The sequence below is a fragment of the Nocardiopsis halophila DSM 44494 genome (genome assembly GCF_000341245.1).
Classification (GTDB): Bacteria; Actinomycetota; Actinomycetes; order Streptosporangiales; family Streptosporangiaceae; genus Nocardiopsis_A; species Nocardiopsis_A halophila.
In genome coordinates, this window is sequence record NZ_ANAD01000032.1 from 18,030 (window position 1) to 41,896 (window position 23,867).

At 71.7% G+C, this 23,867-nt stretch carries 19 protein-coding genes; 10 read left to right on the forward strand and 9 right to left on the reverse strand.

Annotation, left to right across the window (positions count from 1 at the left end):
- Positions 1-120: 120 nt before the first annotated feature.
- Positions 121-783 (reverse strand): helix-turn-helix domain-containing protein, encoded by a 663-nt coding sequence (locus D450_RS29350; RefSeq protein WP_017537337.1) that lies wholly within the window; start codon positions 781-783, stop codon positions 121-123.
- Positions 784-804: 21 nt separating this feature from the next.
- Between D450_RS29350 and D450_RS0103745 the strand changes: the two genes are divergently transcribed.
- Both D450_RS0103745 and D450_RS0103750 read left to right on the forward strand, forming a co-directional pair.
- Positions 805-2,034: a DUF6884 domain-containing protein gene (locus D450_RS0103745; RefSeq protein WP_241483044.1), complete on the forward strand. Its 1,230-nt coding sequence runs from the start codon at positions 805-807 to the stop codon at positions 2,032-2,034.
- Positions 2,035-2,295: 261 nt separating this feature from the next.
- Entirely contained in the window at positions 2,296-3,336 is a 1,041-nt protein-coding gene (locus D450_RS0103750; protein ID WP_241483045.1) for a trypsin-like serine peptidase, read from the forward strand.
- A gap of 143 nt (positions 3,337-3,479) precedes the next feature.
- Here D450_RS0103750 and D450_RS34115 read toward each other — a convergent pair whose 3' ends face one another.
- On the reverse strand, positions 3,480-4,427 hold the full coding sequence (locus D450_RS34115) for a hypothetical protein (protein WP_193789647.1): 948 nt from the start codon (positions 4,425-4,427) through the stop codon (positions 3,480-3,482).
- 443 nt (positions 4,428-4,870) lie between these two features.
- On the opposite strand from D450_RS34115, the gene betT reads away from it, so the two are divergent.
- Positions 4,871-7,006: a choline BCCT transporter BetT gene (gene betT / locus D450_RS0103760; protein WP_017537341.1), complete on the forward strand. Its 2,136-nt coding sequence runs from the start codon at positions 4,871-4,873 to the stop codon at positions 7,004-7,006.
- 15 nt (positions 7,007-7,021) lie between these two features.
- Here betT and D450_RS0103765 read toward each other — a convergent pair whose 3' ends face one another.
- On the reverse strand, positions 7,022-8,029 hold the full coding sequence (locus D450_RS0103765; protein ID WP_017537342.1) for an endonuclease/exonuclease/phosphatase family protein: 1,008 nt from the start codon (positions 8,027-8,029) through the stop codon (positions 7,022-7,024).
- A 118-nt stretch (positions 8,030-8,147) separates the two neighbouring features.
- On the opposite strand from D450_RS0103765, the gene D450_RS29355 reads away from it, so the two are divergent.
- From D450_RS29355 to D450_RS34430, 6 genes are all read left to right on the forward strand, one after another.
- Positions 8,148-8,564 carry a YchJ family protein gene (locus tag D450_RS29355; protein WP_039820094.1) on the forward strand — a complete coding sequence of 139 codons (417 nt, stop codon included), beginning with the start codon at positions 8,148-8,150 and terminating at the stop codon, positions 8,562-8,564.
- A 49-nt stretch (positions 8,565-8,613) separates the two neighbouring features.
- Positions 8,614-10,113 (forward strand): FG-GAP repeat domain-containing protein, encoded by a 1,500-nt coding sequence (locus D450_RS0103775; RefSeq protein WP_017537344.1) that lies wholly within the window; start codon positions 8,614-8,616, stop codon positions 10,111-10,113.
- Between the two features lie 58 nt (positions 10,114-10,171).
- Positions 10,172-11,008, forward strand: a complete 837-nt coding sequence (locus tag D450_RS0103780) for an NAD-dependent protein deacetylase (protein ID WP_017537345.1) — start codon at positions 10,172-10,174, stop codon at positions 11,006-11,008.
- A gap of 364 nt (positions 11,009-11,372) precedes the next feature.
- Positions 11,373-13,292 (forward strand): hypothetical protein, encoded by a 1,920-nt coding sequence (locus tag D450_RS0103785; RefSeq protein ID WP_017537346.1) that lies wholly within the window; start codon positions 11,373-11,375, stop codon positions 13,290-13,292.
- A 23-nt stretch (positions 13,293-13,315) separates the two neighbouring features.
- Positions 13,316-14,110 carry a hypothetical protein gene (locus D450_RS31705; protein ID WP_017537347.1) on the forward strand — a complete coding sequence of 265 codons (795 nt, stop codon included), beginning with the start codon at positions 13,316-13,318 and terminating at the stop codon, positions 14,108-14,110.
- 282 nt (positions 14,111-14,392) lie between these two features.
- Positions 14,393-14,563 carry a hypothetical protein gene (locus D450_RS34430; protein ID WP_241483046.1) on the forward strand — a complete coding sequence of 57 codons (171 nt, stop codon included), beginning with the start codon at positions 14,393-14,395 and terminating at the stop codon, positions 14,561-14,563.
- A 95-nt stretch (positions 14,564-14,658) separates the two neighbouring features.
- Here D450_RS34430 and fdhD read toward each other — a convergent pair whose 3' ends face one another.
- From fdhD to D450_RS0103820, 5 genes are all read right to left on the reverse strand, one after another.
- A complete protein-coding gene (gene fdhD, locus D450_RS0103800) occupies positions 14,659-15,519 on the reverse strand; it encodes a formate dehydrogenase accessory sulfurtransferase FdhD (protein ID WP_017537349.1) in 861 nt (286 codons plus the stop codon).
- A gap of 55 nt (positions 15,520-15,574) precedes the next feature.
- Positions 15,575-16,576, reverse strand: coding sequence for a 2Fe-2S iron-sulfur cluster-binding protein (locus D450_RS0103805; RefSeq protein WP_017537350.1), 1,002 nt, complete (start codon positions 16,574-16,576; stop codon positions 15,575-15,577).
- Entirely contained in the window at positions 16,573-18,567 is a 1,995-nt protein-coding gene (locus D450_RS0103810) for an NAD(P)H-dependent oxidoreductase subunit E (protein WP_017537351.1), read from the reverse strand. The genes D450_RS0103805 and D450_RS0103810 overlap by 4 nt, the downstream gene beginning before the upstream one ends.
- Before the next feature lie 256 nt (positions 18,568-18,823).
- Positions 18,824-20,788, reverse strand: coding sequence for a molybdopterin oxidoreductase family protein (locus D450_RS0103815; protein ID WP_017537352.1), 1,965 nt, complete (start codon positions 20,786-20,788; stop codon positions 18,824-18,826).
- A 138-nt stretch (positions 20,789-20,926) separates the two neighbouring features.
- Positions 20,927-21,940 (reverse strand): 2-dehydropantoate 2-reductase, encoded by a 1,014-nt coding sequence (locus tag D450_RS0103820; RefSeq protein WP_017537353.1) that lies wholly within the window; start codon positions 21,938-21,940, stop codon positions 20,927-20,929.
- 191 nt (positions 21,941-22,131) lie between these two features.
- On the opposite strand from D450_RS0103820, the gene D450_RS0103825 reads away from it, so the two are divergent.
- Positions 22,132-22,800 carry a GntR family transcriptional regulator gene (locus D450_RS0103825; RefSeq protein WP_017537354.1) on the forward strand — a complete coding sequence of 223 codons (669 nt, stop codon included), beginning with the start codon at positions 22,132-22,134 and terminating at the stop codon, positions 22,798-22,800.
- 40 nt (positions 22,801-22,840) lie between these two features.
- Here D450_RS0103825 and D450_RS29365 read toward each other — a convergent pair.
- Positions 22,841-23,867: polysaccharide deacetylase family protein (locus D450_RS29365; protein WP_017537355.1), on the reverse strand; the 1,027-nt coding region annotated here is incomplete at its 5' end.

Genomic DNA, 23,867 nt, shown 5'->3' on the forward strand with positions numbered 1-23,867 from the left:
GGGGTGTATTCCCCTCCTTGGTCTGGCGCGATCCGTTCCCTGTGTCTTGAATCAGGTCTCGGTTTGGAAGGATGTCTCGGTCGACTTTACAGGGAATGGTGAAGTGATTTTCTTGTGCTGTCAGGATGGTCGGGTCGTAATCACCTCGTCGATGGTTTCAGCGGTTTTCTGGACGAGGCGCGCAGGGGTCTTGTTGTGAATCTTCCCGAGTTCTCCGTGAATCCGACCTGGCGAGAGCTCTGGTGATGGCGCTCGAGGGGCGGGTAGCTCCGGAAGAGCGGCGCGCTGGGGCAGGACGGGCCAGGCAGCGCCGCCGATGGCCAACCACGGCTCGCCGGGGACCTCACCAGGGGGCACCGCTGCGAACGCCATGACATCCCGGTGCAGGTGGGGCTGGTCGGTATAGCCGCTGTCCGCCCCTCCCCGGGCCGCGCTCCGACCTGCGGCCAGAAGGTGGGCCGCGTGGTCGAACCGGACCAGCCTCGCAGCGCGCTTGGGCGGCAGACCGATCTGCGCACGGGAACGCGGCCACAGGCGCTTGCGGCTCCGGCCGACCTCGGAGACCAAGCCTTCCACGTGGACGGCGCCCTGCCCGGTGGCCATGCGGTGCCAGGTCCAGGACACCTCCGGGTCCGGCTCGGACCGCTCCGTCTCCGAGCGATCCGCACGGCGACGTGCCAGCCAGGTCTCGACCAGGACGAGGCGCTCCTCCCCTGAGGACAGGGCGTTCAGCCGTTCGGACATCCGTGCCGCGTCACGCCCCACCACATCGTCGAGAGCCACCGAATGATCCATAATCCGTACATGGCCGACTGGACTCCGCTTCGCAACGCACTGGCATCGGTCGAGGATCGTGTGACGTACACGTGGGCCGAACTCGAGGAGATGATAGGCGGGCTGCCTCGGTCGGCTTACGTGTACGACGCCTTCTGGAGAGGCGACCGCTCGAGATGGCAGGGATTCACCGCGGTGGACGCCAAGGTTCACGAGTCGGTGACGTTCGTCCGGCGGGCGTCGGGCGCCGCCGGTGTCGTCGTTCTGGTCGGGTGTGTGAAGACCAAGCTCGACCGGCCGGCTCCCGCGCAAGACCTGTACACCTCGCCTCTCTTCCTCAAGCAGCGCGCCTATGCGGAATCGACGGGCGCCCCCTGGTTCGTGCTTTCGGCGGAACACGGACTCGTCCGGCCGGAGACCGTGCTGGAGCCCTATGAACGCCGCCTGTCCGCCGAGCCCCGGGACTACAGGCGGGCGTGGGGGATCCGGGTCGTCGAGCAGCTCACTGCGACCATCGGTCCGTTGGACGGGAAAGTCGTCCACATGCACGCCGGGTCCGCGTATACCGATGCCATCCGGGACCTCCTCCGAAGCGAGGGCGCCGAAGTGGAGGAACCTCTCCGCGGCCTTTCCCTGGGGAAGCGATTGTCCTGGTACCGCGACGGTGCTCCTCCGGCAGCGCCATCATCGCCTGCCTCCTTGGACGCGCCGGAAGTTCCGGAGCTCGTCGAACGGCTTTGCGCCCAGGGGAGCGCCGTAACGCCGGCCGAGTTCCAGGCCACCGGCGGTGTAGGCCTTCGCACCCCCGGCCTGTACAGCTGGTGGGTCGACCGGGACGGCGCTTGCGAGCTTGCGGCAGGCCTGCACCATCCGGTCGAGCCGGGGCTCCTCTACGCAGGTCAGGCCGGGGCGACGAGGTCGCGCAGCAGGAGGAGATCGAGGAACACCCTGTGGGGGCGTATCCGGAGCATGCACCTCGGCCGTCGCCACGAGTTCTCGACATTCCGCCGCAGTCTCGGGTCGGTTCTGGCGAGCTCCTGGGACGAGCCCGATATCGACGAGGAGCGTTTGTCAGCATGGATGCACCGGCACCTGCGACTGATCGCCGTTCCCGTCGACGATGCGGATGCACTCGGGGACCTGGAGGCCGCGGTGCTCGCGGCCCTGGATCCTCCGCTCAATCTGAGCAAGATGCCGCGGAACCCTGTCCGCGACCGGCTCACGACACTGCGGCGGCCCCACGGCCGCAACTCGTCCTGACACCGTTCCGGGCCCCTGGTGTCCGCATGCGGCCGTGGGGGCGTACCGGGCTCCCAGGCCACCGGAACGGGGGCGTGCGACATAAGGGTTCCCTACCTTCTGCGCCATATTGATCACCCACTGTCACCGTGACAGTCTGCAGTCGACGCGGAGCCCTCTGAGGCGGGCGATATTCCTCGTGCGCGGCCCCGCCGCCGTCCGTCCGGCTCCGCGCCCGACCATCCCCCGAATCCCGGCTCACGGCCGGTGGAAGGAATCCCCATGGGTGTGCCTTTGCGGAGCATGTCCCTGTTCGCCGTGGCGGCCGCGCTGGTGGCCTCTGCGGCTCCGACGGCCGCCGCGCAGGAGGCGGCCCCCGAGGCCGCCGCGGTGGCCTCCGACAACGTCGCCGTTCAGGGCGAGATCAGTGCCCACTGGACCGAGGAGCGGATGCGCGCCGCCGAGCCGATGGCGCCTCCCGAGCGGACCGACGCTCAGAAGCGGCCGAGCCCTCCGCCCGAGGACGTCCTGCCCGCGCTGACCGGCGAGGGCGCCCCGCCCGCCGGAGCGCGGCCGGCCCCGGACGGGGCCACGCCCCTGCAGGGCTCCACCGCCCAGCGGTGGGGCAACCAGGGCAGCATGCCCGCCCTGACCATGGGCCAGCTCTACTTCGACGACGAGAACGGCGACCCGTCCCGCTGCTCGGGCTCGGTGATCAACACCGACAACCGCAACACGGTCTGGACCGCCGGCCACTGCCTGCACGCGGGCGAGGGCGGCGACGGCTGGCACAGCGCCTTCATGTTCGTGCCCGACGCCGACAACGGCCGGGAGCCGCACGGGCGCTGGGAGTGGCGGCGCGCCGTCACGGTCAAGGGCTGGACCGAGGACCGCAACTACGAGTACGACCTGGGCGCCGTGCGCTTCGACCCCCAGCCGCAGCGCGGGGACCTGCAGGACGTGACGGGTGCACAGGGCTACCGGTTCAACTACGGCCAGGAGTTCGACAACGTGCACCACTTCGGCTTCCCGGCCAACGGGTACGAGCGTGACGACTTCACCGGCGAGGACCTGTGGTACTGCACCGGCCCGACCGAGGACGCCGGCTGGTTCACCGATGAACTGGTCCACCAGTGCGACATGGCCCAGGGGACCAGCGGCGGCCCGTGGCTGGACGACCTGGAGACCGACCGCGGCTGGGGCTACATCGTGGGCCTCAACAGCAACTCCGAGAAGGACGCCGACGGCGACCCCGTCGACCTGGACGTCCACTCGCCCAACCACGGCGACGCGGCGATCAACGTCTACAACGACATCTCCTGACCCCTGACGGCCCGAGCGCGCAGGCCGCGCGCCCGGCCGGCCGCCTTCCCCGTTCCGGCGCCGACCAGGACGGGGAAGGCGCGGGGAGGGCTCATCTCGGCTCGGCCCGCTCCATCCGCTCGTCGGTCCAGTGTTCGGAGACCTCACCGGGAGGCCGCGGATTGCTCACGCTCGTGGTCGCGTCGGGGGCGCCCGCCCGGTGGACGGTGGTGACGACGGCCACCACAGCCAAGGCGAGCCCGCCGGCACCGACGGCCCCGAGGAGGGCGACGGTTCTGCGCTTCATCCCGCCATGCTAGTGAGCACGCCCCGTTGCACACAGGAGGGAAGGGGCAGGGATCGGTGCGGTGGAGTTCGGCCCCTCCCCAGAAGCGGACTCCGGCGAAGCGGTCCGCTTTCGCTTCGGCCTCGAACCAGTCGTCGGGAAGCCTGGAGAGGTCGGGGTCCCAACCGTGGTCTCGGGCGACGGTGGCGGCCGTGCAGTCGATGAGCTGGAGGAGAACGGCGGTGGCGCCGCGAACATAACCGGCTTGAAGGGTCGGTGCATCGGCGTCCGACTGCCACGGGTACCAGCCGTCCTGATCCGCTTCCTGTGCGGAGTCCCACGCGTTCTGCATGAGGGCGTGGTGCGCGGCGCCATTGCGGGCGCGGCGGGTCTCGGCGATGTAGTCCAGCAATTCCTCGCGGTCCTCGTCGGACGAATCCCGCAGGACCGTCTTCCAGCCGCGCGGTCGTACACCGACCCATGCGTTGGCCGGGAACTTCACCTCCCACCGGGGAGTCAGTGCCTCACGGACAACGCCTGAGTCGGTCAGGCGGCGATCGATCAAGCCCGGCCAGTGGGAGCCGTTGGCGGCCTTGTGCGCCCCTGGGCCGTGCCAGTCGTCCTCCTTGGCCGCGCTTATGAGGTCGGCGATGAAGCGCTCCCAGCTTCCGACGGATGCGACCACGGTGAACGGGTTGAGCGATGCGCGGGGCTGCCGGCCCCGGACCGGTTTCTCCGCATGGATTGCTATCAGGTCCAATGCCGTCCGCATGTTATCCCGGGCGGATCGGACCACCTGCGAGAAGCGGTCCTCGGTAAGAAGCATGCCGGCACACTACTCGGGCCGAGGTGATGAGGGAACGGGCTCCGTTATCGGTCTCGAGTTGTCGGTCTCGAATGGGGGAATAGCTCGCGTCCGCGATCGGGAATGGTGTGCTCCTGAGGGGCGGAGAGGGAAATCACCAGGTCGGTGGGGGGTTCTGATTTCCGTCTTCGGGGGCGGGTGCGCAATACTGCGGCGGCCCCCGTCCGGGGTCCCCTTCGGTCCCCTCTGCTCCTTAAGGCGCTGTGCTGCGGGCCTGCGGCGCGCCGAGCGGTGGGGGTTGCGGGGGCGCCGGGGCGGGGTCGCGGAAGGATGGAGACAGGATCGTCCCTGCGTACGGGGCCATCCGTTCGTACCCGGTCGCGTCCCGCTCGGGCCGTCCCGGGGCGTCCCGGGTCGTTCGCAGTGAGCCGGTGCCAGCACCGCAGGCAGGAGAGGTGAGATCGGTGTCCGCCAACGGAGGACAGGACAGCTCGGCGGGAGCGCAGGACCCCGCCACCGAGGAGGGGAGCCGGCACGAGAAGAGCCGCCTCAAGCCCGTGGTGTTCTTCGGCTCGTCCGCGCTGATCCTCGTGATCTCGGTGTGGGCGATCATCGCGCCGATGAACGCCGAACGGGTGATCGGCGCGGTCGTGGGATGGATCTCCGAGGGATTCGGGTGGTACTACTTCCTCGTCGCCACCCTCTACCTGCTGTTCGTGGTGTTCGTGGCGGTCTCCCGCTACGGCAAGATCAAGCTCGGCCCGCAGCACTCCACGCCCGACTACGGGGTGTTCGCCTGGGCCGCGATGCTGTTCGCCGCGGGCATCGGCATCGACCTGCTCTTCTTCTCGGTCTCCGGGCCGGTCACCCACTACCTCGCGCCGCCCGAGGGCGACGCCGAGACGGTCGAGGCGGCCCGGCAGGCCGTGGTGTGGTCGCTGTTCCACTACGGGGTGACCGGCTGGGCGATGTACGCGCTGATGGGCATGGCCCTGGGCTACTTCGCCTTCCGCTACAACCTCCCGCTGGCCATCCGCTCGGCCCTGTACCCCCTGATCGGCAAGCGCATCCACGGCCGGGTCGGTGACGCGGTCGACCTGGCGGCGATCATCGGGACCGTGTTCGGCATCTCGGTGTCGCTGGGCATCGGCGTGGTGCAGCTCAACTACGGCCTCAACGCGCTGTTCGGCGTCCCCGAAGGGGTCGCCGCCCAGACCGGGCTGATCATCGTGGCCGTGCTCGTGGCCACGGTCTCGGCCGTGGCCGGCGTCGACCGGGGCATCCGGCGCCTGTCCGAGCTCAACGTGCTGCTGGCCATCGTGCTGATGATCTACGTGATGATCGCCGAGGACCCGGTCTGGCTGCTCAACACGCTCATCCTCAACATCGGCGACTACGTCAGCCGCCTGCCCGGCATCACGCTCAACACCTTCGCCTACGACCAGCCGATCGACTGGCTCAACGCCTGGACCCTGTTCTTCTGGGCCTGGTGGATCGCCTGGGCGCCGTTCGTGGGGATGTTCCTGGCCCGCATCTCGCGCGGGCGCACCATCCGCCAGTTCGTCGCCGCGACGCTGGTGGTCCCGCTGCTGTACACGCTGACCTTCCTGTCGATCTTCGGCAACAGCGCCCTGAGCACCGTGATGGGCGGCAACACCGAGTTCGGCGAGACCGCCATGAACACCCCGGAGAAGGGCTTCTACACCCTGCTGGAGCAGTACCCGGCCTTCACCTTCAGCGCCGGGCTGGCCACAGTGGTCGGGCTGCTGCTGTACGTCACCTCCGCCGACTCCGGTGCGCTGGTGACCGGCAACCTCAGCTCCCACCTGCCCACCCCGCTCACCGACGCCCCGGCGTGGCTGCGCATCTTCTGGGCCTCGGTGACCGGCCTGCTCACCCTGGCCATGCTCATCGTCGGCGGCGTCGACGCGCTCACCAGCGCGACCATCATCATGGGCCTGCCGTTCTCGTTCGTGATGCTGCTGGTCATCTGGGGGCTGTACCGGGCGCTGCGGGTCGAGCAGTTCCGGGTCGAGGCGTTCCGCACCACGCTGTCCTCCTCGCTGTCCAACCGCACCGAGGTCGACCGCAGGGGCGCGGACCGCAACTGGCGCCAGCGCATCGCCCGGGTGACGAACTTCCCCGGGCGGCGGGCGGCGGTCCGCTTCGTGGAGGAGGTGTGCCGCCCCGCGTTCCAGGATGTGGCCGAGGAGCTGCGCGAACAGGGATCGGAGGCCTCGATCAGCGAGAGGATCGACGAGGAGACCGGGATCCCGCACCTGGAGCTGCGTGTGCCCATGGGCGCCGAGGAGGAGTTCAGCTACCGCGTGTGGCCGATCGAGATGCCGACCCCGGCGTTCGCCATGCGCTCGCTCACCGAGCACGACACCTACGTGCGCTTCGAGGTGCACCTGACCGAGGGCAGCCAGGGCTACGACGTGATGGGCTTCAGCAAGCAGCAGCTCATCGGCAACATCCTCGACGAGTACGAGCGGCACCTGGAGTTCCTGCGCCTGCACCGCGAGGCCGCCGCGGGGTCGGCCCTGCCCGACCACGGGCCCGGCACCGCCGAGGTCTACACCGGCGACGACGAGCACTGACGGGGGCGCCCGCCGTCACTCGGACGTCTCGACGTCCATGGTGACGGGGTAGTGGTCGGAGTAGCCGGAGGTGTCGACCGGCTTGCCCATCCCACCGAACCCGACGGGGGAGGGGTAGGTGCCGGTCGACACCATGTCCTTGGGGTCGTGGACGATGCGGACCGACTCGGGGAGCGCCCTGAGCGGTGAGCCGCGCGTGACCATGTTCCGGTTCACCAGGAACTGGTCCAGCATGTTCGCGAAGTTGTTGAAGTAGAAGGTCCCCGTCGGCCCCGCGTCTGAGCCGTCGGGGGCCTCGCTCCCCAGGGGCGGCCACATCAGGTTCCACAGGCGCGGAACCGAGACCGCGTTGAGGACCTTCGCGCGCTGGCGGGTGCTCACCGCGTGCTGGACCAGGGACGTGTCGAAGGGCTCGTCGTTGAAGTCGCCCATGGCCAGCACCGGGGTCCGCGGCCCGTGCACTTCCAGGGCGCGCTGGTGGAAGTAGGCCAGGGTCTCGCCGGCCACGGCCCTATAGGCGGCCGACTCCCACCGCCCTCCGCTGCGCGAGGGCCAGTGGTTGCCGAAGACCGCCCAGGTCGTGCCCGCCCGGGTGCGGAAGTTGACCTGGAGGATCTCCCGCGTACCGGTCCGGCGCATGACGACGTGCTGGTAGACCGCTTCGGGCGGCACCTGCAGCAGGTCGGGGTCGTAGAGGAAGGCGATGTCGATGCCCCGCCGGTCGGAGGTGTCGGCGTGCGCCGTGCGGAAGGGGCGCCTCAGCCGGGAGCGGACGGCCTCGGCCAGCAGGCGCAGCACGTGCTCGTTCTCCACCTCGCAGACCCCGAGCAGGTCGGGGCCGCGTCCGGCGTTCATTCCCGCGATGACCGACGCGAGCCGGTCGACCTTGCGCTCTAAGAGCCCGGCGGTCCAGCCCTCCAGTGACGACCCCAGGACACGGGTCAGTTTCTCGCTGCGGCGCGGGGAGTCCTCGACATCGAAGAGGTTCTCTACATTCCACCAGGCGACGTGGATCGCGGCCATACTCGGCCTCGCTTTCCTCCCCCCGGTGTCTTCCTCCCGCTGCGAATCGGCGTGGCCCCAGCATGCGCGCTGCAGGACAGGGTGTAAACCGGCACCGTCGCGCCGGGAGAATGGGGGCATGTCCCGACGACGCCCTGACACCACCGATGCCCCCGGCCGGCCCTGCCCGTGCGGCAAGGGCGGCGCCTATGCCGAATGCTGCGCTCCCCTGCACCGGGGGACGCGTTCGGCGTCCAGCGCAGAAGAGCTCATGCGCTCCAGGTACAGCGCCTTCGCAGTGGGCGACGCCGCTTACGTGAAGCAGAGCTGGCATCCCAGCACCCGCCCTCGGGAACTGGACCTGGACCCCGCCATGCGGTGGACGGGGCTGGAGATCCTGTCCACGACCGGTGGGACGGCCTTCCACACGGAGGGAACGGTCGAATTCCGGGCCTCCTACCGCCATGGCGGCGCCACCGGAAGCCTCCATGAGAAGAGCCGCTTCACCCGCCACGAGGGCCGCTGGACCTATGTCGACGGCGATGTCGAGGGGTGACGCGCCGGTTCAGGACAACTGAGGCGCTCTCCGCAGCGTCTCCCTCTTCATGACCATCCCCTCCCTCCGAAACCTCCGACCGACGACGGCCCCCATCGCGCTCGTCTCCCTCACCTTCGTGGCCACAGGGTGCGGAACGGCCACGCCGGAGGAGCCGCAGGACCTGTGCCTCGGGTCGGTGCCCGCGTCGTCCCCCTCGCCGGAGCAGGCCGCGTCCCCGAACGTGCAACGCCTCGACGGGGACGAGTACGCCGACCTCGTCATCGCCTACCCGGGGCAGGAAGGGAGCGTCCTGGTGGTCCCTGGCGGTGAGGACGGTCCCGACAGCGAGGGGGCACAGACCGTCGCGCCCGGTGAGAACGGGATCCCCGACTCCCCGAAGGACGACGCGCGATTCGGCGGAGATCCCCGGCTCGGCGACTTCGACGGGGACGGGCGCACCGACATCGCCGTGGCCGGGGGCCCCGAGAGCGAATCGGATGACGCCCCAGGGAGTACGGTCCTGGCCTGGGGCGGTGAGGAGGGCGTCAAGGGCGGGAGCGTGCTCCAGTGGACCGACGGTGAGAACCCGGGGGTGAACGCGGTCGGGGACTTCGACGGCGACGGCGTGTCCGACATGCTGGTCGGCGCCGAATGGTTCGGAGACCCGCCGCAGGTCCTGTACGGCCCCTTCGACCGCGACGGGGAGCCCGCCCGGACCGCCGCCTCCGGGGTCGCCCTGGGGGACCAGGAGACCTCGTTCGCCGTCGGCGACGTGGACGGCGACGAGTGCGACGACCTCCTCGTTTTCCACGCCTTCGAGGAGATGGCCTACGACACGGCCGTCTGGGCGGCCGACGGCGACGGCTTCACCGAGGCCGGGTCCGTGGCCGCCGCCGACGAGGGGCTCGTGGCCGACGTCGACGGCGACGGGTACGGCGACGTGGTCGTGCACGAGACGGGCGCGACGGTGGAGGAGGGGCCCTGGACGCCGGGCAGGGTCAGCGTCTACCCCGGCGGCCCCGACGGGCCCGCGTCCGAGCCGCAGGCCGAGCTGACCCTGGACTCCGCGGGGATGTCCCGCACCTCCGAGGACGGCGACCACTTCGGCCGCGTGCTGGCGGCCGGCGACGTCAACGCCGACGGCTACGCCGACGTCGCCGCGAGCGTGAACCGCCCGGTCACCGGCGGGACCCCCGTCGACGAGGGCGACGTCGTGGTCCTCCCGGGCGGCCCCGACGGGCTGACCGGCGAGGGCGCGTGCCTGCTGCGCCCGGAGGACGCCGACCGGTACCCGCAGCGGTCCGGGCCGGCCCCGGGGGACGGGTACTGGGACGAGTACGACGAGACCCCGCGGACGCTGCTGCGCCTGCTCGACACCGACGGCGACGGCGCCGACGACGTGGCGGTCGGGGCGCCCTCGGCCGACGACGCCGCCGACGGGGGCGCCCCGGGCCCGGTCCGGGTGTACCGGGGCCTCCACGAGGAGGACGGGGCCCTGGTGCCGGGCTCGGCTCAGGGCGTCGGCCTGCCCCACCGGGGCGAGGGGAGCCGGCAGTTCGGCATGTGAGGCCGAACGGCCGTCAGGCCGCTTGCCCGCGGCGCATAGGCTCGTCGGCGTGGTTCAGATGACGCAGGCCCAGAGCCCGGCCGCGGCGGCCGCGCGGTTGCGGGAGGTTCTGGGGGACGGGCCGATCGCTGTGGTGACCGGGGCGGGGATCTCGACCGACTCGGGGATCCCGGACTACCGCGGCCCGGATTCGCCGCCCCGCACGCCGATGACCTACCAGCAGTTCGTCGGGGACCCGGCCTTCCGTCGCCACTACTGGGCCCGCAACCACGTGGGATGGCACTACATGGAGGCGACCCGCCCCAACGGCGGGCACACGGCGCTCGCGCGCATGGAGGCGGCGGGCGCGGTGTCCGGCGTCATCACGCAGAACGTCGACACCCTGCACGAGGAGGCGGGGAGCCGCAGGGTGATCGACCTGCACGGGCGCTTCGACCGGGTGGTGTGCCTGTCGTGCGGGAGGACGATCGGCCGGGCCCACCTGGCCGAGCGCCTGACCGAGCTCAACCCCCGCTTCGCCGAGAGCGTCGCCGACGTGGAGGTCGCCCCCGACGCCGACGCGGTCCTGGCCTCCACGGAGGGCTTCCGCGTCGCCGACTGCGAGTTCTGCGGGGGCATGCTGAAGCCGGACATCGTCTACTTCGGCGAGAACGTCCCCAAGGAGCGCGTGCTCGAGGCCTACGCACTGGTGGACGCGTCGACGTCCGTGCTCGTGGCGGGCTCGTCCCTGACCGTCCTGTCGGGCCGCAGGTTCGTCAGGCACGCGGCCAAGCAGGACAAGCCCGTCGCCATCGTGAACCGCGGCGAGACCCGCGCCGACGAGTCGGCGACGGTGAAACTCGACGCAGGCTGCTCCGAGGTCCTGAAGGCCTTGGCGGAGGCCTACGGGGCCTGAGCCCTGTTCCCTCTACCGGCCGAGGCCGATTGAAGATCGCCATGTGTTCGATTCTGTACACATAGCGCCCCATGAATGGGCGAAGGTCGGGGGCGTGCATTTGCACGGCCGCACCCCCGACCCATGAGGAGTTCCGACGATGGCGGACACCCCCCGCCGCGCTGGCACACCGGAATCAGGCACCCCTGAGGAACCCAGGGCCGAGCCCCCAGGCGAGGAGGCGAGCGGCCGCGAGGGCCCGGGGCAGGCGGCCGAAGGAGGGCCGGCCCCGGGCGAGCCCGGCCCGCGGGATTCCGACGGGCCCCGGCCCGGGGAGGAAGCTCCGAAGAGCGGTCCGGACAACGGCTGGCCGACGCGTTCGCACATGGCCTCGAACAGAGGGCAGGCGGTCCAGGCCGGCCAGGTCAACGGCGGGATCTCCTATCACTCGTACGTCTACTCCGATGAGGTCGCCGAGCGGGTCCGCAGCGCGCTGCGCATCGACGAGCGGAAGATCGCGACCATCCGCGCCACGTACGTCGCCTGCAAGGGGTACGACCGCTTCGAGGGGGACCTGAGGGAAGCCGGGGTCGGCATCGTCGTGGGCGAGCCGGGGACCGGCAGGGGCGCCAGTGCGATCCACGCTCTCGCCGTGCTCCGGCCGGACACCCCGATCCAAGAAGAGATGCCGGACCTGAGTGAACGGGATGCCGGCCTGTCCTCTGTCACCGTCGACAAGGACCGGACCTACCTCATCGACGTCTCGCACGCGGGCGACATCGGTCGGACACAGCAGGCGGCCGTCCGGTCCTTCGCCGCCCGAGTGCGCGAGGCGGGGACCGTCCTCATCGTGATCGTGAACCCCAGACAGTGGACCGAGGAGTTCGGGGAGGCGTACGCCTGGCTGGAGATCGAAGAGCCGCCGCCTCCGTTGGAGGTCTTCCACGCCTCCATGCGGTACCGGACGAGCGCGGCCGATGCCGACCGCTGGTGCGGCAACGGGGCGGTGCAGACCGCGCTGGAGAACGCGGAGCCGGGCCGGGCCACTCAGCTCGCGGGTCTGGCGGCACGCGATCGCCCGGAGGGGGAGACCTTGGGCCAGGACGCCTACCGAGCGTGGGTCGATTCGGTCGTCGAGACCTTCGCGGACTCCGCGAAGCGGCTGCGCACCTGGTTCGCCTCCCGCGACCACGCCGATGAGTTCCAGCGCGTCCTGTTGGAAGCGGTCGCCCTGCTCGAAGGCGCTCCCTGCCCGGTCGTGCTGGAGCGGGCCCATGCCCTGGCCGACCGCTGGAAGATCCCCTCGGTATGGAGGACCCCCATCTCCGGGCGGGGACTGTCCGAACTGCTGCGCGATTTCCCCGCGGAGGTGACCGACGACCGGATCCGGTTCACCCGTCCCGAACTCGGCGGTGCGGCCCTCGATCACCTCTGGCGCGAGCACCCCCACGCCCGTTCCGGTCTCCTGGAATGGTCCAGGGAGACCGCCGAGGCCCTCTCGGTCCAGGACAAGAGGGGTCTCGCCGACCGCTGGCTCCGCCTCGGGCTGCGCCACTCCGACCCTGCCCCCGTCATCGAGCTGATGAGGGAGTGGGGAAGCACCCCGAAGCTCATATGGTCGGCGGTCCCCGCCGTCGCCGAGGCCGCCGTGACCGTGGAGATCGGGAGCCGGGTCCGAGCGGAGCTGTACCAGATCGCGCACAGCGGAGGCACCTGGAGATTGCGCATGGCGGCCGAGGTGTGCGGCGTATACGGGCGCGCCCAGCCGCGGTCGGCGATGGTGCGCCTCCGCCTCATCGCCGCCAGGGTCCCCCACCAGTGGGCGGACTCGATCGTCGGGATCATTGAGAACATCGCCCAGGAGCAGGACAACCTCGAAGCGGTTCTCGAAGAGCTCACCACCTGGGGTGGCGACTCGGCCTGGCACGGATACCGGCGGCACTTCGCCGTTCAGGGGCTGGCGCGTCTGCTGACCCGTAGGGAGGGGCAGAGGGGCGCACCGGTCCCCTCGATCTTCGCCGACCTCGCCGCAGGCAGGGTCGCTCAGGACACCATCACGGAGTGCTGGAAGACGCTCTCAGCGGATCCGGGACAGGCGTCTAAGGCCATGTGGGCTTGGCTCGACGCCTTCGAGGCACAGGTGAACCCCGCGGATCCCGTCCCGGCCTCCCTGCGCGCGGCCGCGTCCTCCGATCCGGAACTGGCCGCCCTGTCGATCCGGGCGATCAACCGCTGGCGCCTCGCCCATGGGCGGCGGGTCGCGGCCGTCGAGCGACTGTACGCACATATCAACGACGAGCGCTGAGCATGCCCTGAAAGGTGGATCGTATGCCGTTGTTCAATTCCGGCCCCAGGGGAGAGCGGCCTTCCATTCCGTCATGGAGCATCGCCTTCCGCGCTCCCGAGGATTACGTCGAGTTCGAGACGCGTCTTCCGAGTGGGAACGACGGGCTTTGGTTCGACGCCGCCTTCGCGATGGAGGTCACCTGGAACGGTTTCGGGAAAGCGGAGCGGAGGCGGGCGCTGGCGGAGCTGCAGCGGGAGGTCATCAAGTCGGCGGGTGCGCACTCTGCACGCTTCAGCCTCGGGGACAAGGGGGCTGCTGAAGCGGAACTGAAGTGCGAACTGGCCGATGACCCCATCTTCGAGAGGGCGGAGGTCAGGGCCCACCAAGTCGCAGTGGAACTCGCCGTCGACCCCGAGGACATGAAGCTGGCCAAGGAGCTGGAGGTCTTCGGCCCCAGGAACGAGATCCGATCCGCCGCGCACCGCGCGCGGATGGAACGGGTACGCGAGCTCCAGCGCGATGTCCTGGTCGACTCCGTTCTCGCCCGGGTGTGGTGGTTCGAGCAGCACCCCGAGCAGCTGCACGCCATCTCGGAGATCGGAGACAAGCTCGATGAACTGCTGACACCTCCGGAACAGGTGGGAGGCATCACCGCCGAGGGGGGCCACGGGACCGAGACCCCCGTGATGGACGCCTTCCTCGCGGACCTGGAGGTGTGGGAGAGGTCGGCCATTGTGGATCGGCTGGTCACCATCCTCGAAGGGTTCGAACGCACGGACTTGGCCGAGCGTCTTCGGCGCCAATGGAGTGCCGGGGAAACGGCACCGTCTGCCTGACTCATCTACCATCGGCCCGTGGCCTATTTCAGGATCGTGCGTCGTGTCGCGTTGGGGCCTGAGGAGGCGTGGGGGCGGATCACGGACTGGCGGCGGCATGGGGAGCGTATTCCTGTGACCCGTGTCACCGTCGAGCCCCCGGGGGAGACCAGGGCCGGGACTCGGGTCTCGGCGCGTACGGGGGTCGGGCCGCTGGGGTTCGACGATCCCATGGAGGTGGTGCGGTGGTCCCCTCCCGCGGAGGGAAGACCGGGCTTCTGCCGACTGGAGAAGCGCGGTTCCGTGGTCACGGGATGGGCCGAGATCGTCGTGGGCGGGAGCGGCGGGCGCTGCCGGGTGCTGTGGCGTGAGGAGGTCCGTGTCGCCGGGCTTCCCCGTGTCCTCGACGCTCCGGTGGCCTTGGGCGGCCGCCTGGTGTTCGGGCGCCTGGTGCGCGCCCTGCTCGCCGGTTAAGGGCCGGCCAGGGCCGGAGCGGCTGTCGGAACCGGCCGGCGCAGGGGGCTGTGGAAGCGCCGGCCGGCTCCGCGTCTACGGGTCCGGCCTGGGGGTCACCTCGGGGCCGCCATAGGCGTCGGGGACGCCGTCTCCAGGGTGATCCGTTCTCGGCCGGCGTAGACGTTCATGGAGTCCCCCCTCAGGAACCCGACGAGGGTCAGCCCGTTCTCCCGGGCCAGCTCCACCGCCAGGGACGACGGGGCGGACACGGCGGCGAGGGCGGGGATGCCCGCCATCAGGGCCTTCTGCACCAGTTCGAAGGAGGCCCGCCCCGACACCATCAGGACCGTGCGGCGCAGCGGGAGGCTCCCCCGGCGCAGCGCCCAGCCCACCAGCTTGTCGACCGCGTTGTGCCGTCCCACGTCCTCGCGCAGGCACAGCAGCTCCCCGTCGGCGTCGAACAGGCCCGCCGCGTGCAGGCCCCCCGTGCGGTCGAAGACCCGCTGGGCCGCGCGGAGCCGCTCGGGCAGGGCGGCCAGCAGACCCGGGGACAGCTCCAGCGGGTCCCGGTCCACCTCCCAGCGGGCGGTGGTGCGCACCGCGTCGATCGAGGCCTTGCCGCACAGCCCGCACGCCGAGGTGGTGGAGAAGTTGCGCCGGAGCGAGGGGTCCGGCGGCGGCACGTGCGGGGCCGGCGCCACGTCCAGCACGTTGTAGGTGTTGGACCCGTCCTCGGTGGCGCCGGCGCAGTAGCGGATCGAGGCCAGGTCCTCGGCGGCGGCCACCGCGCCCTCGCTCACCAGGAACCCTGCGGCCAGGTCGAAGTCGTCGCCGGGGGTGCGCATCGTGACCGCGAGCGCCTCGCCGCCGAAGCGGATCTCCAGCGGCTCCTCCACCACGAGGGTGTCGGCGCGGTCGTCCGACGCCGCACCGCGGATCCGCAGCACCTTCTCGCGGGTGGTCACCCGTCCCATGAGCCCTCAGCCCTTCCGGCGTCGCGCCCGCCCCGGCGTTCCTGCCCGGGGCGGCTCACACCATTGTCTCCCCGCCGCCCCGCGCCTGTCGCTTCCCGGGCGCGTTCTGCACGTGCTGGTAGCCGAACCGGCCCTTGATGCACAGGTTGCCGTGCGTGACCGGGTTGTCGTGCGGCGAGCTGGTCTTGACGATCTCCCCGTCCTGGACGTGCAGGGTGACGTTGCAGCCGACGCCGCAGTAGGTGCACACGGTCGTCGTCCGCGTCTGGCGCTCCTCGTCCCAGGTCCCCTCGCGGCGCATGTCGAACTCGGTGGCGAAGGACAGCGCCCCGGTGGGGCACACCTCGATGCAGTTGCCGCAGTACACGCAGGCCGAGTCGGGCAGCCCGACGTCGAACTCGGTGGACACCCGCGCGTCGAACCCGCGCCCGGCGATGCCGATGGCGAAGGTGTTCTGCCACTGCTCCCCGCACGCGTCCACGCACTTGTAGCACATGATGCACTTGCCGTAGTCGCGGACGTAGAGGTCGTTGTCGTCCTTGGCGGGCTGTTCGACGGTGGCGGCGGCCGCCCCGTCGACGGGCGCGTGCTCACCGGCGTGGCGCGCGTCCCGCTCGCCCAGGGGCGCGGGGTCGGCGCGCGGGCCGAACCGGTCCGGGGCCGCCCCGTAGCGCTCGTTCCACTCGGGCACCCCCGGCGTGGTCGACAGGTCCACCGACGACCCGAGCAGTTCCAGGACCAGCTTGCGGCTGTGCCGGACCCGCTCTGAGTCGGTGAGGACGCTCATCCCCTCCTCGGCCTTGCGCGAGCAGGCCGGGGCGAGCGTGCGCGCCCCCTCGACCTCGACGACGCAGATCCGGCAGGCATTGCGCGGGGTGAGGGTGTCGCCGTAGCAGAGGGTCGGAACGTCGACCCCCTTCGCCTCGCAGGCGTCGAGCAGGGTCGAGCCCTCAGGGACGCGGATCTGCTCCCCGTCCACGGTGACGTCGACCAGGCGGCGCGGCGGCGCGAGGGGGACCGGTCCGGAGCTTACGGGGGTCTCAGGTGCGGCGGTCACTGCGCCTCCTTCGTGTTCGACGGGGCGGCGGTGGTCAGGGGAAGGGACGTCCTCGCGGGCGGCGCCCCGGCGAACACCCCGAGGCGGTCGATCGCCGATTCGACCGCGTTCCAAGCGGTCTGTCCGAGGCCGCAGATGGAGGCGTCCCGCATGGCGGCCCCCACCTCGCGCAGGAGGGCGACGTCGGATCCGTCGCCCGTTCCGCCGGAGAGCCGCGCCAGGGCCTCCTCCTGGCGGACGGTTCCGACGCGGCAGGGCACGCACTGGCCGCACGACTCGTCGCGGAAGAACGCGGCGATGCGCACGAGCACCGCGGGGAGGTCCACGGTGTCGTCGAGCACCAGGACCACGCCTGAGCCGAGGGTCGTCCCCGCCTCCCGCGCGCCCTCGAAGGTGAGCGGCACGTCGAGCTCGTCTCCGCGCAGGAAGCCGCCGGCCGCCCCGCCCAGCAGGACGGCGCGCGGAACCGGGGGCGCCTCCTGTCCGGCGTTGGCCAGGTCGATGAGCTCGCGCAGTGTGGCCCCGAACGGCACCTCGTACACCCCTGGGCGCCCGACCGTTCCCGAGACGCAGAAGAGCTTGGGCCCGGTGGAGGAGCCGGTCCCGATGCCGGCGTAGGCGGGGCCGCCCATGTGCATGACGGGCAGGACGTTGACGAGGGTCTCGACGTTGTTCACGGCCGTCGGGCGCCCGAACAGGCCGCGCTCGACGGGGAAGGGCGGCTTGCTCCGGGGCTCGCCGCGCAGGCCCTCGATCGAGTTGAAGATCGCGGTCTCCTCACCGCAGATGTAGGCCCCTGCGCCGCGCCGGATCTCGATGTCGAAGGAGAACCCGCTCCCGAGGATGTCGGGGCCGAGCAGCCCGCGCGCGCGGGCGCGGGCGATGGCGTTCTCCAGCCGGGTGAGCGCCAGCGGGTACTCGCCGCGGATGTAGAGGTAGCCCCGGGCCGCGCCGATCGCGAAGCCCGCGACGGTCATGGCCTCGATGACCGAGAACGGGTCGCCCTCCATGAGGACGCGGTCCTTGAAGGTCCCCGGCTCGCTCTCGTCGGCGTTGCAGACGATGTAGCGGGGCGCCTCGGGGCGCTGGGCGGTCCCGGCCCACTTGCGCCCGGTCGGGAAGGCCGCGCCTCCGCGCCCCACGAGCCCGGAGTCGGTGACCTCGCGGATCACGCTGGAGGGCCCCAGGGCGATCGCGCGGCGCAGGGCGGTGTAGCCGCCCGCGGCGCGGTAGGAGTCCAGGTCGGTGGGGTCGGTGGTACCGATGCGCCCGAGGAGCAGGAGCCCGGGGCCGCCGGCCTGGGGCACGGCGGCGTGCGCGGGCGGCTCGGCGGGCAGCGGGGCGAGCCTCCCGGGGGCGAAGGTGGTGGGGGAGAGGGCGGTGGGTGCGCCCTCGGGCGGGCGCCCGGAGGCCTCCGCCGAGCAGAGCGCGTCCGGGTCGGCGGGGGCCGAGACCGCGTAGGCGGGCGGGTCGCCGGCCTCGATCGCGAGCGCCGCGGGGGCGCGCTCGCACATCCCCAGGCAGGGGCTCTCCACCCAGGCGGGCTCGGAGCCGGAGGGCGCCCCTTCCGGGCCGGCCCCGTGCCCGGGAGGCCCCAGGCGCGCCTTGAGCGCGTCGCACACCCGGCCCGAGCCCTTGGCGGCGCACGCGATGTCGGTGCACACGTGCAGGACCCGCTCGGGGCGCTCGTGCAGGGAGAACATGGAGTAGAAGGAGGCGACACCGTAGGCCTCGGCCGGAGGGACGGTCAGCCGGCGGCAGATGTAGCCCAGGGCGCCCTCGCTGATCCACCCGATGCGGTCGTTGACCGCGTGCAGGGCGGGCAGCAGCAGGTCGCGGCGGCCGCGGGCGGCCTGCCCCCCGTCGGCCCGGCGCAGGTCGGTCCCGGTGCGCTCGCCGCCCTCCCAGGCCGACTCGGGCGGGCCGAGGAGGGCGTCCACGGCGGCGCGCTCGGCGTCGCTCGGAGGCGTGTCCAGGTGCTGAAGGTCCACCTTCTCCGCTCACCTCTCACTGTGTCGCTCACTGTCGCGGCTGGATGGGGCGGCGTCCGGGCCTGGGGCGCGGCGCGCGGCCGGTCGTGGTCCAGATCACAGGATTTTGTATACGGGCTACAGTATGCCTTCGATCGGACGGGGACAACCCCTGTCGGCAGAAGGCGGAAGTGGCCCGTGAGCGCTTTTCGTGCACGCATGGCCGCGGCCGGGGGAGAGGGGCCCTCGCCCCCGGCCGCGTACTGCGGAGTGCCCGTCACGCCGCGGGCGCGCGGTCTCCGGTCTCGGCTCCCTCGACTTCCTCGGCCCTCTCGACTTTCTCGACGCGGACGGCCGCCGCCTTGTACTCGGCGGTGCCGGCCACGGGGTCGGTCGCGTCAATGGTCAGGAGCTGGGTGTCCACCTGGTCGGGGAAGTGGAACGTCATGAACACCAGTCCCGGCCTGAGCCCCGCCGACACCGACAGCGGCGCCACGACCGAGCCGCGCCGGGAGGAGACCCGCACCGCGTCCCCGTCCTCAAGGCCGAACCCGGCGGCGTCCTCAGGGGACATCTCCAGCAGCTCCCCGCGCCTCAGGGGCGAGGAGAACCCGCTCGTCTGGACGCCCGTGTTGTAGTCGTCCAGGCGGCGGCCCGTGGTGAGCCGCAGCGGGTACTCCTCGTCCAGCAGGTCCACCGGGGGAGAGTGCCCCACGATGCCGAACGGCGCGGGCGTCCCGCGCTCCTGCGGGTCCTCCGACCACAGGCGCCTGTGCAGGTACGTCGGCTCGGTCCGGTCCTCGGAGTAGCACGGCCACTGCAGCCCCTGCTCCTGCTCCAGCCGCGTGTACGTCATCCCGCGGTGGATGGGGGACAGCGCCCGGACCTCGTTCCAGACCTCCTCGGCGGTCGGCGTCTTCCACGCGTGCCCCAGCCGGTCGGCCAGCGCGCACAGGATCTCGATGTCGTCGCGCGCCCCGTCCGGCGGCTCGACGGCCTTGCGCACCAGCTGCACGCGGCGCTCGCTGTTGGTGAAGGTCCCGTCCGACTCGCACCAGGCCGCGCTCGCCGGGAGCACGACGTCGGCCTGCTCGGCGGTGCGGGTGAGGAAGATGTCCTGGACGACCATGTGGTCCAGGCGTCCGAGGCGGCGCAGCGTCGTCTCCGTCTCGGGCTCGGACTGCACCGGGTTCTCCCCGATGACATAGAGCGCCTTGACCTCGCCCTCGTCCATGCCCTCGAACATCTGGGTCAGGTTCTTGCCCTTGTAGGGCTGGATGGGGGTGTCCCACGCGCGCTCGAACGGCTCACGGGTCCGTGCGTCGAGGATGTCCTGGAAGCCGGTCAGCCGGTCGGGGATGGCGCCCATGTCGCCCCCGCCCTGCACGTTGTTCTGGCCCCGCAGCGGTTGCAGCCCCGACCCCGGGCGGCCGACGTGCCCGGTCAGGAGCGAAAGGTTGATCAGCGACCGCACATTGTCGGTGGCGTTGTGGTGCTCGGTGATGCCGAGCGTCCAGCACATCTGCGCGCGCTCGGCCAGGGCGAAGGCGTGCGCCAGCTCCCGGATGGTCCCGGCGGGCACGCCGGTCTCGGCCTCGGCTGCGCTGAGCGTCCAGGGCTCCACGAGTTCGCAGTACTCGTCGAACCCGGTCGTCGCGCGCCTGATGAAGGTCTCGTTGACCAGTCCGGAGCGGATGATCTCCCGGCCCACGGCGTGCGCCAGGGGGATGTCGGTCCCGACGTTCAGGCCGAGCCACCGGTCGGCCCACTCGGCGGTGGGCGTGCGGCGGGGGTCGACGACGAAGAGCCGCGCGCCGTTGTGCACCCCTTTGAGCACGTGCTGGAAGAAGATGGGGTGCGCGTTGCGGGGGTTGCCGCCCCAGATGACGATGAGGTCGGTCTCCTCGACCTCGCGGTAGGAGGAGGTGCCGCCTCCGGAGCCGAACGCCGCGGCGAGCCCGGCGACGCTGGGGGCGTGGCAGGTCCGGTTGCAGGAGTCGACGTTGTTGGTGCCGATCACCGCGCGGGTGAACTTCTGCGCCATGAAGTTCATCTCGTTGGTGGAGCGGGCGCAGGAGAGCATGGCGAAGGAGTCGGGGCCGTGTCGCCGGACGGCCCCGCGGAACCCTTCCGCGGCGCGGTCCAGGGCCTCGTCCCACGTCGCGGGGCGCAGCTCGCCGTCCTCGCGGACGAGGGGCCGGGTCAGTCGTTGGTAGGCGGGACTCCGCCGGTCCGATCGCATCGTTGCCTCGCAGGGGTGGAGGGGTGGTCCGGGGGTGCGGCGGGCGGTTATTGATGACTGTCTACAGTATTCAACTTCCGGCAGGTGGCGGCAAGGGGGCGATGGGCCCGTGCGGACGCGGGCCCGCACGGGCCCCGGTCAGCCGACGGGCGCGCCCTCGGCGGCCTTCGGGCGCTCCGTCCCCTGTTCCAAGCGCTCGTTGAGCAGCGACGCCAAGGCGTTCACGGTGCGCAGTGTCGGGGCGCCGACGCCGGTGAGGTCGGCCAGCTCCACCACGGCGCCGAGGATGACGTCGAGCTCCATCGGCCGCCCGCGCTCCACGTCGTGCAGCGTCGACGTGCGGTGGTCCCCCGCGCGCTCTGCGCCCGCCATGCGCCGTTCGATCGAGATCGAGGTGTGGACGCCGAGGCGCTCGGCGACTTCGAGGGTCTCGCGCATCATCAGCTCGGCGGTGGTGCGGGTGTCGGGGGACGAGCAGATCTGCGCCATGGTCGACCGGGTCAGCGCGCTGAGCGGGTTGAAGGTGGCGTTGCCCATCAGCTTCACCCACACGTCCTCCCGGATGTCGGATTCGACCGGGCACTTGAGGCCGCCGGCGGTCATCGCCTCAGAGAAGGCGCGGCACCGGGCGGAGGCGGACCGGTCGGGCTCGCCGATGGAGAACCGGGTGCCCTCCATGTGGCGGATGACCCCGGGGCGCTCGATCTCGGTGGCGGCGTAGACGACGCAGCCGATCGCGCGCTCGGGCGGGATGGTGGCGCTGACCGCGCCGCCCGGGTCGGCCGCCTCGATCCGGCGGCCCTCCCAGGGGCCGTCGGCGCCGAAGAAGTACCAGAACGGCACGCCATTTTGCGCGGTGACGACGGCGGTTCCCGGGCCCATGAGGGGCGCCAGCATCGGGCCGCAGGAGGCGTAGTGCTGGGCCTTGAGGCCGAGCAGGACGTAGTCGACCGGGCCGACCTCGGCCGGGTCGCCGGTGGCGCGGGGGCGGGCGGTGAAGTCGCCGCGCGGGCTGAGCACGCGGACGCCGTGGGCCCGCATGGCCTCCAGGTGCGGGCCGCGCGCGATGAGGTGGACGTCGGCGCCTGCCCGGTGCAGGGCGGCGCCGGCATAGGCGCCGATGGCGCCGGCTCCCAGGACGGCGATGCGCATGGGGGGTCCCTTCTCTCGGGGAAAGGAATACTGTATACAATAACCGTGTGCGGGAAGGGTGACCCTCCGCGGAGGGGGAGAAGGAGGCGGGAACACGTCCGGTCCGGGAAGTTCTCGCCTTCTTTCCCCGCGGCCCGCCGCGCGTTTCGTACACTGTCGACAATGACCGCCGAGGAGCCGGAGGACCGTCCATGACCTCTCCGACGACCACCGCCGGCGGCGCGGCCGACCCCGTGCGACGCCCGGCCCCGCTGCGCGAGGCGGTATACGAGGCCCTCCTCGACCTCATCACCACCCGTGCCCTGCCCCCGGGGCGGCACCTGGTGGAGACCGAGCTGGCGGGCCCGNTGCAGCGCCTCAGCAACGAGGGGTGGGTCGACCTGCGCCCCGGCTACGGGGCGTTCGTGCACACCCCGGACGAGAGCGAGGCCGAGCAGCTGCTGGCCGTGCGCGCCCTGCTGGAGACCGAGGCCGCCCGGCTGGCCGCGCGCAACGCCGCCCCCGAGGACATCGCCCGCCTGCGCACCCTGTGGCGCCAGGGCGCCCGGGCCGCGGGCGAGGAGCGGGTCGAGGCGGCGGTCACCGCCAACGCCGACTTCCACCGCGCGCTCATCGCGTCCTCGGGCAACACGGTCCTCGCCGAACTCGCCGCCCAGGTGGACCGGCGGGTGCGCTGGTTCTACGCCCCCATCGCCCGGTCGCGCGGCCAGGCGTCCTGGGACGAGCACGCCCGCATCATCGACGCCGTGGAGGCCGGGGACCCCGCGACCGCCGCCCGCCTGATGGCCGACCACACCGAACGCACCCGCGCCGCCTACCGGGAACTGGGAGAGGGCGGCGACTCCTCGAAGGCCGTCTGACTCCGCCGACTCCGCTCACTCTGCGGGGGCGCGAAGCGGGTCACTCCCGGCGCTTGTAGACGCCGCCCTTCTTCATGTCCAGGTCGGAGAAGAGCTGGGAGACCGTGACGAAGTGGTAGCCCTCGTCGTGGAGGCGGCTGAGGATGTCGGGGACCGCGTCCACCGTGGTGCCGTGGATGTCGTGCATCAGCACGATGCTCCCCGGGCGCGTCTGCTCGACGGCCGTGTCGGCCACCTTCTCGGCGTCGCGGACCTTCCAGTCCAGGGTGTCCACGTCCCAGATCACGATGGGCGCGCCCACGCTGCGCTCGGTCGTGGCGTTGAAGGAGCCGTACGGCGGGCGCATGGTGTGCGGCCACTGGCCCGAGGCCTCCTCGATCGCCTCGGCCGTGCGGACCGTGTCGTCGGCGACCGCCGAGGCCGACATGCCCGTCAGGTCGTCGTGCCTCCAGGAGTGGCCGCCCACCTCGTGGCCCTCCCCGGTGATCCGGGCCGCCAGTTCCGGGGACTCCCCGACCAGGCTGCCCAGCATGTAGAAGGTGGCCCGGGCCGAGTACCCCTCCAGCATGTCCAGCAGCCGCCCGGTGTGCTCGCTCGGGCCGTCGTCGAAGGTCAGCGCCACGCACGGCACCCGGTCGCAGTCCAGGTCGGCACGGGCCGGCCCGTCGGCCTCCCCCAGGTCCAGCGGGGCCCGGGACAGCGCGGCCGCCCGCGCCCGCTCACCGAACTCCGACAGCAGGCCGCCCGCCGCACCGGCCGGGACCGCCACCCGCTGTCCGGCCACCGTCACCACCAGCCCGCCGGCGGTGTCGAAGGCCAGGTCGCCCAGGGGCGAGCCGTCGAGCTCGGTGCTGAGGTTCCAGGCGTCCCCGGGCCGGACCTCGGGGGCGTCCCCGGCGCCGCCCTGTGGGCCCTCTTCCAGCGGGGCGGCGGACCCGTCCGACTCCAGGCCCTCGGGCAGCTCGCCGGGCTCCAGCCCGCCGCGCTCCCGCAGCACCCGGGCCACCTCGGCGTCCAGGGCCTCCACCGCGTCGGGCCCGCGCAACAGCCCCGTCCACGGCAGGACG

Bases quoted from the DNA above. Each gene is read 5' to 3' on its own strand.
- D450_RS0103745 (WP_241483044.1), top strand. From the start codon at position 805: ATGGCCGACTGGACTCCGCTTCGCAACGCACTGGCATCGGTCGAGGAT.
- D450_RS0103750 (WP_241483045.1), top strand. From the start codon at position 2,296: ATGGGTGTGCCTTTGCGGAGCATGTCCCTGTTCGCCGTGGCGGCCGCG.
- D450_RS34115 (WP_193789647.1), bottom strand. From the start codon at position 4,427: ATGCTTCTTACCGAGGACCGCTTCTCGCAGGTGGTCCGATCCGCCCGG.
- D450_RS0103765 (WP_017537342.1), bottom strand. From the start codon at position 8,029: ATGGCCGCGATCCACGTCGCCTGGTGGAATGTAGAGAACCTCTTCGAT.
- D450_RS29355 (WP_039820094.1), top strand. From the start codon at position 8,148: ATGTCCCGACGACGCCCTGACACCACCGATGCCCCCGGCCGGCCCTGC.
- D450_RS0103775 (WP_017537344.1), top strand. From the start codon at position 8,614: ATGACCATCCCCTCCCTCCGAAACCTCCGACCGACGACGGCCCCCATC.
- D450_RS0103780 (WP_017537345.1), top strand. From the start codon at position 10,172: ATGACGCAGGCCCAGAGCCCGGCCGCGGCGGCCGCGCGGTTGCGGGAG.
- D450_RS0103785 (WP_017537346.1), top strand. From the start codon at position 11,373: ATGGCCTCGAACAGAGGGCAGGCGGTCCAGGCCGGCCAGGTCAACGGC.
- D450_RS31705 (WP_017537347.1), top strand. From the start codon at position 13,316: ATGCCGTTGTTCAATTCCGGCCCCAGGGGAGAGCGGCCTTCCATTCCG.
- fdhD (WP_017537349.1), bottom strand. From the start codon at position 15,519: ATGGGACGGGTGACCACCCGCGAGAAGGTGCTGCGGATCCGCGGTGCG.
- D450_RS0103815 (WP_017537352.1), bottom strand. From the start codon at position 20,788: ATGCGATCGGACCGGCGGAGTCCCGCCTACCAACGACTGACCCGGCCC.
- D450_RS0103820 (WP_017537353.1), bottom strand. From the start codon at position 21,940: ATGCGCATCGCCGTCCTGGGAGCCGGCGCCATCGGCGCCTATGCCGGC.